Here is a 12130-nt window from a genome sequence, read left to right as displayed (position 1 = left end):
GCCTGCACCTGGTCCTCGCCGACGGCACCCTCCTGACCTACCCGGTCCCGCTCGCCGACGAGGAGGTCCTCCCCGCCACCGGCGCCCGCTTCGCGCTGCGCAGGGCCGAAACCGGCTACGACGTCCTCGACCCCACCACCGACCGCGTGCTGCACTTCGACACCGACCTGACGTCCGTGGTGGACGGTGACGGCAACCGCGTCGACTTCCACCGCGCCGCCGACGGCACCCCGACGGCCATCGAGCACTCGGGCGGCTACCGGCTGGACGTGCACGCCGAGGACGGCCTGGTCACCGCGATCAGCCTGCGCGGCACCGAACTCGTGCGGTACCGCTACGAGGGGCGCCGCCTCGTCGAGGTCACCGGCGGGCACGAGACGACCCGCTTCACCTACGACGACGACGGCCGGATCGTGCGCCGGGAGGACCGGAGCGGCCGCTGGTACCGCTACGACGCCGCGGGCCGCTGTGTGCGCACCGAGGGCGCCGACGGCTACCTGAACTCGGCACTGGCCTACGCCGAGGGAACCACCACCGTCACCAACTCACTCGGCCACGCCACCCGCTACCACTTCGACGACCACCTGCGCCTGTCCGCCCGGACCGACCCGCTCGGCAACACCACGCGCTACGAGCGCGACGAGTGGGGCCGCGTCCGCGCCCGCACCGACCCGCTGGGCCGCACCACGCGTTACGCGCGCAACACGGCCGGGCTGGTCACCGCCGTCATCCGGCCCGACGGCGGCAGGGCCGTCCACGAGTACGACGAGCGGAACCGGCCGGTCGCCACGACCGGCCCGGACGGCGCGGTGTGGCGCCGCGAGTACAGCCGGCAGGGCAAGCTCGTCCGCACGGTGGACCCGACCGGCGCGGTCACCACCTGCACCTACGACGCGGCCGGCAACGTCACCACCGTGACCGACCCGCTCGGCGGCGTCACGACGGTCGAGTCCAACGCGGCCGGCCTGCCCGTGGCGATCACCGACCCGGTCGGCGCCGTCACCCGCTACGCCTACGACGACCTCGGCCACCCGAGGACGATCACCGACCCGCTCGGCGGCGTGACCGCGATGACCTGGGGCGCCGCCGGCGACCTGCATGCGCGGACCGACCCGGACGGCGCGGTCTGGCGCCGGCACGCCGACGGAACCGGCGACCGGACCACCGACCCGCGCGGCGCGACCACCACCGCCGAGTACGCGCACTTCGACCTGCTCGCCGCCGAGACCGGCCCGGCCGGTCGGGTGTCCTACGTGTACGACACCGAGCTGCGGCTGGTGTCGGTGACCAACGAGCAGGACCTGGTCTGGCGCTACACCTACGACCCGGCCGGCAACCTCGTCAGCGAGACCGACTACGACGGCCGCACCACGCGCTACGGCTACGACGCCGCCGGCCAGCTCGTGCTGCGCGGCGACGGCGCCGGCGAGACCGTCGCGTTCGACCGCGACGAGCTGGGCCGGGTCGTGCGCCGCCGCGCGCGGAACGGCTCCGCCCTCAACACCGCCGAGTTCACCTACGACGCCGCCGGTCGGCTCACCTCGGCCCGCAACGCCGACGCCGAGGTGCTGTTCGCCTACGACCCGCTGGGCCGGGTCGTCGCGGAGTCCGTCAACGGCCGCACGGTCCGCTCGGAGTACGACCTGGCCGGCCGGGTCCTGGCCGTGCGGGGCCGGGGCCGGCGGGAGAGCTACGCGTACTCGCCGGCCGGCACGACCGAGCACCCGCGCCGGTCCGGCGCCGGCGGTCCCCGGCACCACCTCGGCACGCCGCTGAGGCCCGCGGGCGACACGGTCCACGCGTACGACCCCGAGGAGGTCCGCGACGGCGCGGTCGCGACGGTCTGGGAGTGGGAGCCGGACACGTCGCCGGTAGTCCCGCAGGCACGCCGTCCGAGCTGGTCGCCGAGTGCGGCAACGTGGCCTGGCACGCCCAGGGCGGACGCCGCCGAGCTGCTCCTCGCCAGGGAGGCCGCCCGCACCGGTCCTCGGCCCGACCTGGCTCGGCAGCGGTGGATTCTCGACCAGCTTGACGGCCGCCGGCCTGTCGGCGGCAACCGCGGCCCCGGCGGCGGTCCCTGGGCGAGTGGCGGTGGCCCCGGTGGCGGCGAGGCCGGAGGTTCGGGCGGTGGCAAGGGAAAGGGCCGCGCCTGACGGCTCTTCAGGCCTCGTCGGGGCCGGTCGTCAGGTGCGGAGGTTGCTGAGGCCGCGCAGCACGCGGCGCAGGAGGTCCAGGTCCGGCTGGCCGTCGCCGGTGGGGCGGGTGGTGTGGACGGTCACCAGGCCGAGCCCGGCCATGTCGTCGAGGAGCACGCGGACCACGCCGAGTGGCAGTGACAGCAGCGCGCCGATCTCCGCGACCGATCTGGTCTGGCGGCACAGCCGGGCGACGGACTGGTGCTCGCTGCGCATGGTGTGCATCAGCTCCTCGGCGCGCCCGGTGGTCGAGACGAGCGTCTCGATCTCCAGCTGCGCGCTCGGCCTGGCGCGCCCGCCGGTCCACGCGTAGGCGCGCACGCTCGCGGCGTTCTCCTCCTGGGGTGCCTCCTCGAACAGCGGCACCTCCGCGGGCCGTGCCGGCTCCCGGGCCTGCCGACCGGCTCGCCTGCTGGCCGGGCCGCCGCCCATGAGCCCGTTGAACACGTCCGCGAAGGTGGACTCAGCTTCGTCGTCGGGGCTCACCGCACGCCTCAGCCCGCGGCGAGCGCGGCGCGCAGCTGCGGGGTGAGGATCTGCCCGACCTGGTCGACCAGGACGTTCATCTCGTACGCCACCTGCGCGATGTCGCAGTCGCGGACGGCCAGCACCACTAGGCACGAGCCGTCCCTGATCGAGGTCAACAGCAGTGAGCCGAGGTCCATCTCCACCACCGCACGCACGACCTCGTCCGCGCCGAGCAGCTTCGCCGCGCCGGCGTTCAGGCTCACCAGCCCGGCCGCGATCGCGGCCATCTGCTCCGCGCGGTCGATCGGCAGCTGACTGGACGCGGTCAGCAACAACCCGTCCACCGAGACGACGACCGCGTGCGCGACCCCCGGCACGTTGTCCGCGAAGTTGTTCACCAGCCAGCCGAACTGCCCTATCTGCGCACCCGTCATGATCCGGTCCCCCCTTTGCGGTCCTCACTCTGGCGTATGCCCGCCTGGAGGCCGCTCATAAACCCACGTGCCCTCTCGGCGTTCCGGGGCATGGCGGGCGGCTTCCCCGCCGCCGCGCCCCGCAGTTGCGCCTTCGGCACCCGTTTGGGCAATCCGGCCGGTCCGGCCGTCACGACCGGCTTCTCCGGGGCCGACGGCGCCGCGGCCGGTCGCGCCCCCGACCGTGTCCGCAACCACGAGAACCCCGGCTCCCGACCGTCCCCGACGATGGCCTCGCCGCCGTCGTCGCCCACGGTGTTGTCCGCGAACAGGATCGACGCCGGTGTGTCGGCGTCCGGCAGCACCGGCAACGTGACGGCGATCCCCGCCGACTCCAGCTGCCTGGCCACCTCGTCGGGCTCGAACGGCTCGTACGGCAGGGAAGCCGGCTCCGCGCGGCGCACGGCGGGCAGCCCGACCTGGGTGGGCGCGTCGTCCCCGTCGAGCACCGGCGTGGCGGCAGCGACCGCGGGGAACGTGGTGGTCGCCGGCTCGGCGCCACCGCCGGTCGCCTCGGCCGCGCCCAGCGCCCACTCACCACGCCCGGCCGCCCCATTTACCTCTGGCTCCGCCGTGCCGTCAGAGTCAGCCGGCGGAGTCGGTTCATCGGCGGCGGCCCGCCGCGCCGCTGCCCGCCAGCCGGCCGCCGTCGCTCGCTCGTCCGGCGCGGGAGCGTGCGCCGGCACCTGCGCGCCGCCACGGGCCGTCTCGAGCCAGTTGCCGGTCGCCGCCCGTTCCTCAGGTCCGCCCGGCTCGCCGTCAGCCCCCGATTCGGCCTTCTTCGCCGCCGCCAGCCAGCTCGCCGCCATCGACCGCCCGGCCCCCGACCCCTCGACCGGCGTCGTCCCGGCGGCGGGCGTCAGCCACGGCTCGCCGGTCCGTTCGGCCGGTGGCGGTTCGGTGGGAACGGCCGCGGCCACCCCGTTCATCGCCGGGCCGGGCTCGACCAGCGGCATCCCGAGCACGGCCGTCTGGCCCGGGTCCGCGATGTTCACCAACCCCGACGGCACCAGGACCGACGCGCACAACCCGCCCTCGGACCGGGGAACCAGCCGCACGTGGATCCCGTGCCGGGCGGTGAGCCGGCCGACCACGAACAGGCCCATCTGCCGCGAGATCGGCACGTCGACACCGCCGCCGCCACCGGCGATCTTCTCGTTGGCCTCGGCGAGCTCCTTCTCGCCCATGCTGACACCCCGGTCGACGATGTCGATCACGACCGAGCCGTCCTGCAGCAGCCGGCCGCTGATCATGACCTGGGCGTCCGGCGGGGAGAACGCCGTCGCGTTCTCGATCAGCTCGGAGATGGACCGGATCAGGTCGCCGGCCGCGTAACCGGCGATCCGCACGTCCGGCACGGACCGCACCACGGCCCGCTGGTAGTGCTCGACCTCGGAGATCGCCGCGCGCAGCACGTCCGGCAGCGGCATCGGCTCCGCGAACCGGCGCAGCAGGCCCGTACCCGACAGCACCATCAGGTTCTCGTTGTTGCGCCGCATCCGGGTGGCCAGGTGGTCGATCTTGAACAGGTTCTCCAGCTGCTCCGGGTCGTCCGTCCGCTGCTCAAGCTGCTCCATGAGGCGCAGCTGCCGCTCCACGAGCCCCTGGCTGCGCCGGGACAGGTTGGTGAAGATGTTCGCGAGCTTGCCGCGCAGGCTCGCCTCCTCCTCGGCCGACCGCACGGCCTGGTCGTTCACCGCGTCGAACGCGCGGGCCAGCTGGCCGAACTCCTCGGTCGTGGTCAGCGGCACCGGTTCGAGGACGACGTGCTCGCCCCTGCGGATGCTCGCCACCGCGGCCGGCAGCTGCTTGTGGGCCACGTCCAGCGCGGTCCGCCGCAGCTGGCCGACCGAGCGCAGCAGGTACCGGCCGACGCCGCCGCCGATGCCAGCCGCCAGCAGCACCATCGCCAGCAGCAGCACCGACTCCAGGCCGGCGCGGTTGCTGATGCTCTCCGCCAGCGAGCCGGAGTCCGACCGCAGGCTGGTCGCCGCGTGCCTGGTCAGGTCCTTCATCAGCTCGACCGTGGCGTTCGACTGCCGGTCCCACTGCTCCTGGTTGAACGGCAGCGCCGCCGGGTCCGTGGTGCGCAGCGCGTCCACGAGCCGCTGGTAGGCGATCGCGTTGTCGCCCTGGACGGCCATCTCGTAGCGGTTCGTCAGGTCGGGCGGCGCCTGCGACCGGAAGTCGTCGAGCTTGTCGTCCAACCGGACGTCCGCCTCGACCAGCAGCTGGCGCGCCAGGTCCGGCAGCGCGTGGTCGCGCAGCGCCAGGCTGCCGATCGCCTGCTGCAGCGCGACCTGCTCGCTCATGCCCTGCAGCTCGGCCAGCGCGAGCGAGGCGCCGGCCAGGTCCTCGTCGGGGAAGCGGCCGACCAGGGACCGGTCGTACTCCAGCACCGGGTTGGTCACGGCGTTGTACGCGCTGAGCACGATCATCCCGTCCGCGCCGGAGGTCACCTGGCGGCGGGCCGCGGGCAGCGTGTCGAGCGCACGGACGAGCGCGCCGTAGCCGGAGGTCGGGTCGCCGAGGTCCGGGTCGCGCCGCACGGCGTCCTTCATGGCGGCCACGGCCCGGTCGGTCGCCTTCGCCGCGGGGGCGAGCTGCCCGCCCGCGCGAAGGGCCTCGCCGCGCTCGTGCTCGACGGCGGCGAGCACCGAGACGAACTGCGTGCGCAGCACCGCGACGCGCTCGGTGGCGCGGTAGGTGCTGGACAGCTCGACGTCGGCCTTGACCCGCAGTACGCCGAGTACCAGCGCGCCCACGACCGGCACGACGAGCACCATGCCCAACTTGACCAGCAGCGGCCAGTTGCGCCACTGGACCGTCGCCGACCACCAGGTCGCGCGACGGCTGACGGTGTGGAGACCACCCGTCTCGACCGAGCTCACGAGATCGCACCTCACCCACGGCTTTCAGTGCTCGGGCACGCCCGGCCGGCCCGACAATCCCAGTCAATTTAGGGAGGCTTCCCGGCAATGTTCAAGCGTCGTTTACGCCACCAACCGAGCACTCTCCGTTGCCAGACCAATTTTGGCAACTCCTTTTCTCGATCTTACCGTATGCCGTAACTTTCGGACCTAAAGGGGACTTGACTAAGTGCGCGCGGTCGTTACGCTTTCGCAAGCTCCGCTGAGAAGGGAATACCGCCATGACTCGAGCGTCGGCGTTCACCCGCCCGCCGGAGCCGGAGAAATACGTTGCCTTCGATCCGCTGGTAAACGGTTTTTCCGCCGGGTTCCCCGTCGACGACGACATCGAGCCCGACTTCGCCGCCATTCGACAGCATCCCGCTTTCGTGCGGGTCCGCCGCCGGTTGACCCGGTTCATTCTGCCGGCGAGCGTGTCGTTCTTCGCCTGGTACATGACGTATGTGCTGCTCGCGGCCTATGCGCCCGAGTTCATGGGCCGGCGGGCGTTCGGCAGTGTGACGGTCGGGTTGTTGCTCGGCCTGTCCCAGTTCGCCAGCACGGTCGCGATCATGTTGTGGTATGCCAGGTTCACCAGGACAAAGGTCGATCCGGAGGTCGCCGAGCTGCGCCGCCTCGCCGGAGGGGAAGGATCATGACCGGCGAGCCGGTGCTCAACGTCGGCATCTTCCTCGCCATCGTCGCGGTGACCCTTCTCGTGGTGTACCGGGCGAGCAGCCGGAACACCACGACCGCCGACTACTATGCGGCCGGCAGCGGCTTCACCGGTGTGCAGAACGGCATCGCACTGTCCGGCGACTACCTTTCCGCAGCGTCATTCCTCGGTATCGCCGGTGCCATTGCCGTGCACGGTTACGACGGCTTTCTCTACTCGATCGGGTTCCTCGTCGCGTGGCTCATTCCGCTGCTGCTGCTCGCCGAGCGGGTCCGCAACGTCGGCCGGTTCACGATGGGGGACGTGGTCAGCTTCCGGATGCGGCAGCGGCCCGTCCGCGCGGCCGCCGCCAACTCCACGCTGGTCATCTCGGCGTTCTACCTGCTGGCCCAGATGGCCGGTGCTGGCGTGCTGGTCTCGTTGCTCCTGGATGTCCGATCCACCGGTGGTCAAGCTCTGGTCATCGCCGGCGTCGGCGCGGTCATGATCGTCTACGTGCTGGTCGGCGGGATGAAGGGCACCACCTGGGTGCAGATCATCAAGGCGAGCCTGCTGCTGGTCTGCGTGCTGCTGCTGACCGTGTTCCTGCTGGGTAAGTTCGGGTTCGACGTCTCCGCGCTGCTGAACCGCGCCGCCGACAACAACGCCCTCGGCGACGAGGTACTGCGGCCGGGCGCGCAGTACGGCAAGGACGGCACGACCAAGCTGGACTTCGTGTCGCTGTCGCTCGCGCTGGTGCTCGGGGCCAGCGCGCTGCCACACGTGCTGATGCGGTTCTACACGGTGCCCGACGCACTGCAGGCCCGCCGGTCGGTGCTGTCGGCGACGTGGACGATGGTCCTGTTCTACCTGTGCACGCTGGTCATCGGCTACGGCGCGAGCGCGGTCGTCGGCTCGCGGACGATCATGTCCGCGCCCGGCAAGGAGAACTCGGCGGTCCCGCTGCTGGCGTTCTCGGTCGGCGGGACGGTGTTGCTGGCGGTCGTGGCGGCCGTCGCCTTCACGACGATCCTCGCGGTGGTGGCGGGGCTGACGTTGACGGCGTCCGCCTCGTTCGCGCACGACGTGTACGCGAACGTGCTCAAGCACGGCCGGCCGGCGCCGGGAGCCGAGCTGCGGGTCGCGCGCATCACCGCGGTGGTGATCGGGTTGCTGTCGATCGGTGGCGGCATCCTGGCGATCGGGCAGAACGTGGCGTCGCTGGTGGCACTCGCGTTCGCCATCGCCGCGTCCGCGAACCTGCCGACGATCCTCTACACGTTGTTCTGGCGGCGGTTCAACACGACCGGCTCGTTGTTCTCGATGTACGGCGGCCTGGCGTCGTGCCTGGTGTTGATCGTGTTCTCGCCGGTGTTCTCCGGTGGCGCGAACTCGATCGTCAAGGGCGTGGACTTCCACCTGTTCCCGCTGAACAACCCCGGGATCGTGTCGATCCCGCTGTCGTTCCTGCTCGGCCTGGCGGGCACGCTGTTCAGCCGCGACCGCGCCGACGAGGCGCGGTCCGACGAGCTGGAGGTCCGCGCGGTGACCGGAATCGGCGCCTAGTCACAGAACAGTAACGGCGTGAACGCGCCCACTCGGGCCACGCGTGTGTGGGGCGTGCCGGTAAGACCGCCGGCACGAACCCGAATCTGGAGTGCGTACACATGAGTCGAGTCATGGTTGGCCTGGCCGTCACCGCGATGGTGGCGGTCGGCCTCGGGGGAGCGGCCAGTACGGCCGGTGCGGTGGGGGCCGCGCCGGTCGCGTCGGCCGCGCACCGGGAGCCCGTCCCGGACGTGATCAAGGTGCCCGACGGCAACAGGAGGATCGCCCTCATGCCGGCGCGCGGGGTGCAGACCTACCAGTGCACCGCCGGGGCGTGGGTCTTCGTTCAGCCGGACGCCATCCTGCGCAACCACGGCGTGGCCGAGGTCCTCCACACCAAGGGCCCGGTGTGGACGGACGTGCGCGACGGCAGCTCGGTGACCGCCACCGCGGCGGCCAACTCCCCGGTGCCCAACGCGATCCCGCAGCTGCTGCTCAAGGCCACCGGCAACCGCGGCCCGGGCACCCTCGCCGCCGTCACGTACGTGCAGCGCCTCGACACCACCGGCGGCGTCGCCCCAACCACCACCTGCACGGACGGCACCACGGCATCGGTCCCGTACACCGCGGACTACGCCTTCTGGGTAGCGAGCTAGGACGAACACGCAGTCGGATCCCGGAAGGCGGCGACCGTGTGCTTCCACGCAGCGGTGGGAGGCGCCGCCGTCCGGGATGACGACGGTGCCCACCACCGAGACCGGCGGGTCGAAGGGGATCGCCCGCACTCGAGTCGTCTCCCGGCCGGCGATCAGGTCGGCCGGGAGCAGTGCCCAGCTGTCCCGGTCCGCGCCCACCTCCACCAGCGTGTCCTGGATCGTGCCGGCGGGACGGCCCAGTCGCGGCCGCGTCCCGACCGCACGCAGGACCGCGTCGTACAGCGGCCGGTCGCAGTGGCGGGGCGGCATGCGCAGCGCGGTGTCCGCCAGCTCGTCGAGTGTCACCGTGTCACGCCGGCCGGCCGGGTGAGCGGTGGACACCACCGCGTGCAACGGCTCCGACCACGCCGGCAACGCCCGCAACCCGCGTGCCGACACCTCGCCGCGCACGAGCGCCAGGTCCAGCTCGCCGCGCCGCACGGCCGCCAACCGCTCCCGCACCGGCAGGTCGACCAGCACCACCTCGAGCCCCGGGTTGTGGGTGCGCAACGCGTCGATCCCGCGTTCGAGCCGGGTCGTGAGCCCCGGCGCGGTGCCGATGCGCACCCGTCCAGTCAGCTGACCGGCGGCGTCGCGCACCCGTTCGACCGCCGCGAGCGCGTCGTGCGCGGCCTCGAGCACCCGGCGGCCGGCCTCGGTCAGGCGCACCGTGCGCGGGGAGCGGTCCAGCAGCCGGACCCCCAGCTCGCGCTCCAGCCGCGCCACCTGCTGGCTGACCGCCGGCTGCGCGATGGCGAGCCGTTCGGCCGCCCGCCCGAAGTGCAGCTCCTCGGCGACCGTCACGAAGTACCTGAGTGCCCGCAGCTCGATCACGATTCCTTATTACCGCACATGGCGACTGGACCTCGCTCGGCCGCGGCGGACGCGGTGGACTCGGCACCATGCGTATCGGCCTCCACCTCATCGCCCTCGGCGACATCGCCGCGCTGCGGTCCGCCGCGGACCCCCGGTTCGACAGCGCCTGGACCAACTGGCAACCCGGTGGCTGGGACCCGCTGACCGTGCTCACCGCCCTGCCCGAGGGCCCGCGCGAGCTGGGCACCGCGGTCGTCCCGACCTACCCGAGCCACCCGGTCGCGCTGGCGACCGAGGCGCTGACCGTGCAGGCACTCACCGGCGGCCGGCTGACCCTCGGCATCGGCCCGTCGCACGAGCTCGTCATCACCGGCTGGTGGGGCATCCCGTACACCAGGCCCGCCAGCCACACCCGCGAGTACCTGGAGGTGCTGCGGCCGCTGCTGCGTGGCGAGCACGTCCGCCACAGCGGCGAGTTCTTCACGGTCGACCACCGGCTGGCCGTGTCCGCGCCCCCGCCGCCGGTGCTGGTCGCCGCACTGGGGCCGAGGATGCTCGGCATCGCCCGCGACCTGGCCGACGGCACGATCGTGACGTGGGTGCGTCCCGGCACGGTCGCCGACTACGTGGTCCCCCGCATCGGCACCGGCCGGGTGGTGGTCCTGGTGATGGCGGCCGTCACCAGCGACCCGGACGGGATGCGGGCGTCGGTCGCCGCGCGGTACGGGGCGGCCGCGGAACTGCCGGCCTATCGGGCCATGCTCGACCGCGGCAGCCTCGCCGGCCCGGCGGACACCGTGATCGCGGGTGACGAGGACACCGTGCGCCGCGAGGTCGAGCGGTTCCGCGACGCGGGCGTGACCGACCTGATCGTCATGCCGGTCGGGACGCCGGCCGAGCGGGTCCGCCTCCTGGACGTCGTGGCCCCGCGGTGAAGGGCGCCTCCCTCGCGAGGAGGACGTGCGCCGGTGCGCGGCCGGCGCCGCGGGGTCAGACGGGCTCGGCGATGACCACGCGGTTCTCCTCGTAGCCGTCGTGGCCGCCGACCCAGCGGCCGCCGCAGGTGACGAGCGCCAGGCGGTGCCCGCCGTCCTGGCCGAACAGTTCCTGCGCGCGGCCCGGCAGCTGGTCCTTGTGGACGGTCACCAGCTGCCGCACCTGGAAGCGGTACACCCGGCCGTCCTTGTCCACGACCGTCACCGTGTCGCCGACGGCGGCCTGCCACAGCTCGGCGAACGGTCCGGTCGCGCCGTGCCAGTTCACGTGCCCGGCGAGCACCGTCGCGCCGGTGGACGCGTCGAGCGCGGCGCCCCACCACGCGGCCTGCCGGACGCCCTCGGGCACCGGCAGCACCCCGTTGACGACCTCCATGGGCACCAGCGTGGCGGTGCCGCCGCGGGCGAGCCGGACAGTGTTGTCGGGCTGGGCCGGCCTTGCCTCCGGAGTGGCGGCCGGGGATGCCGCCGGGGGTGCGGCGGGGTGCGGCGCCTCGGTGGTGGGCGCGGCGCGCGGGGTGGGTTTGGCGCCGATCAGCGCCCGGTTCCCCGACTCGAGGGCGACCGGGGACGGCGTGCCCGCGACCGGCGACGGTGGGGCGGCCATCGCGACCGTCGCGGCGAGCAGGACCGCGCCGGCAGCGGCGGCCGGCGCGGCGGCACGCCGCAACCCCCGGTGGCGTCTGCGGTGCCGGCCCGCCACGGTCACACCCGCTCGCGCTTGCGCAGCACCAGCTGCCACAGCACCAGCCCGGCCAGCACGAGCACGCCGAGGATGCCGGCGATCGCGCCGCCGGACAGCGAGCTCTCCATCGCGGCCTGGGCGACCGGCACGTTGGGCGAGCCGCCGGCCGGGATCGCGCTGGGCACCTGCGGCGGCGTGGTGGTCGTCGGCGGCGGGGACGCGGTCACCTGGTTGTTCGCGGCCAGCTGCTTCTCCCCGCCGGTGCTCACGATGCGCTGCGTGTCGAGCTGGACGGCCTGCTGCACGACCGGCACCTCGGCGGGGCTGGCGAGCGTGACGTCGATCTTCGGGGACGTCCCGGTCGGCGTGACCTTGAGGACGAACGGCTCGGTCGCGCCGGTGGTGACCGTGCCCGTGGTCACCGCTTTGCCCTGCGCGTCGGGGAAAGTGGCGTCGACGGCGTTGACCGTGACCGGCACGTTCGGCACGGCCTTGCCGGCCGCGTTCTTCACCGAGATGCCCCACTCGGCCGCGACGCCGATGGTCTGCGCGGACGTCGGCGCGATCACGGCGGCCGTCCACGGGCCGCGGTTGGCGGTGGCGTCGGCGGTCAGGGTCTGCACGGCGGCCTGCGCGCTGGCCGGGAGCTTGGCCAGGTGGTACGGCGCGTCGTAGGCGATGTGCCGGAAGT

Annotated in this window: 8 protein-coding genes and 3 pseudogenes; 5 read left to right on the top strand and 6 right to left on the bottom strand. The window is 73.2% G+C overall.

Features of this window, described 5'->3' with window-relative positions; translation table 11 throughout:
• Positions 1-2153: pseudogene (locus tag ACJ73U_RS44175) on the top strand (type IV secretion protein Rhs); the annotation flags it as partial.
• A gap of 30 nt (positions 2154-2183) precedes the next feature.
• Here ACJ73U_RS44175 and ACJ73U_RS44170 read toward each other — a convergent pair.
• Genes ACJ73U_RS44170 through ACJ73U_RS44160 form a run of 3 tightly spaced genes read right to left on the bottom strand, consistent with a single transcriptional unit; the run spans position 2184 to position 6027 of the window.
• Positions 2184-2681: a DUF742 domain-containing protein gene (locus ACJ73U_RS44170; RefSeq protein ID WP_407783770.1), complete on the bottom strand. Its 498-nt coding sequence runs from the start codon at positions 2679-2681 to the stop codon at positions 2184-2186.
• A gap of 8 nt (positions 2682-2689) precedes the next feature.
• Complete coding sequence (locus ACJ73U_RS44165; RefSeq protein WP_407783769.1) at positions 2690-3097, bottom strand: roadblock/LC7 domain-containing protein; 408 nt, start codon at positions 3095-3097, stop codon at positions 2690-2692.
• A complete protein-coding gene (locus ACJ73U_RS44160; RefSeq protein WP_407783768.1) occupies positions 3094-6027 on the bottom strand; it encodes a nitrate- and nitrite sensing domain-containing protein in 2934 nt (977 codons plus the stop codon). The genes ACJ73U_RS44165 and ACJ73U_RS44160 overlap by 4 nt, the downstream gene beginning before the upstream one ends.
• Before the next feature lie 260 nt (positions 6028-6287).
• Between ACJ73U_RS44160 and ACJ73U_RS44155 the strand changes: the two genes are divergently transcribed.
• The 3 genes from ACJ73U_RS44155 to ACJ73U_RS44145 all read left to right on the top strand — a co-directional run bounded on the left by ACJ73U_RS44155 (position 6288) and on the right by ACJ73U_RS44145 (position 8904).
• A complete protein-coding gene (locus ACJ73U_RS44155) occupies positions 6288-6704 on the top strand; it encodes a DUF485 domain-containing protein (protein ID WP_407783767.1) in 417 nt (138 codons plus the stop codon).
• Positions 6701-8266, top strand: coding sequence for a cation acetate symporter (locus tag ACJ73U_RS44150; RefSeq protein WP_407783766.1), 1566 nt, complete (start codon positions 6701-6703; stop codon positions 8264-8266). The genes ACJ73U_RS44155 and ACJ73U_RS44150 overlap by 4 nt, the downstream gene beginning before the upstream one ends.
• A 101-nt stretch (positions 8267-8367) precedes the next feature.
• Complete coding sequence (locus ACJ73U_RS44145) at positions 8368-8904, top strand: DUF3455 domain-containing protein (RefSeq protein ID WP_407783771.1); 537 nt, start codon at positions 8368-8370, stop codon at positions 8902-8904.
• A gap of 156 nt (positions 8905-9060) precedes the next feature.
• Here ACJ73U_RS44145 and ACJ73U_RS44140 read toward each other — a convergent pair.
• Positions 9061-9747: pseudogene (locus ACJ73U_RS44140) on the bottom strand (LysR family transcriptional regulator); the annotation flags it as partial.
• Positions 9748-9845: 98 nt separating this feature from the next.
• Here ACJ73U_RS44140 and ACJ73U_RS44135 point away from each other — a divergent pair.
• Positions 9846-10694: a TIGR03564 family F420-dependent LLM class oxidoreductase gene (locus ACJ73U_RS44135; RefSeq protein WP_407783765.1), complete on the top strand. Its 849-nt coding sequence runs from the start codon at positions 9846-9848 to the stop codon at positions 10692-10694.
• Positions 10695-10749: 55 nt separating this feature from the next.
• On the opposite strand, the gene ACJ73U_RS44130 is transcribed toward ACJ73U_RS44135, so the two are convergent.
• Complete coding sequence (locus tag ACJ73U_RS44130) at positions 10750-11463, bottom strand: class F sortase (protein WP_407783764.1); 714 nt, start codon at positions 11461-11463, stop codon at positions 10750-10752.
• Positions 11460-12130 (bottom strand): annotated as a pseudogene (locus tag ACJ73U_RS44125) (hypothetical protein); the annotation flags it as partial. The pseudogene ACJ73U_RS44125 and the gene ACJ73U_RS44130, both read right to left, overlap by 4 nt.

The organism is Actinophytocola sp. (assembly GCF_045807065.1).
GTDB lineage: Bacteria > Actinomycetota > Actinomycetes > Mycobacteriales > Pseudonocardiaceae > Actinophytocola.
This window is presented reverse-complemented; position numbering and strand designations above follow the sequence as displayed.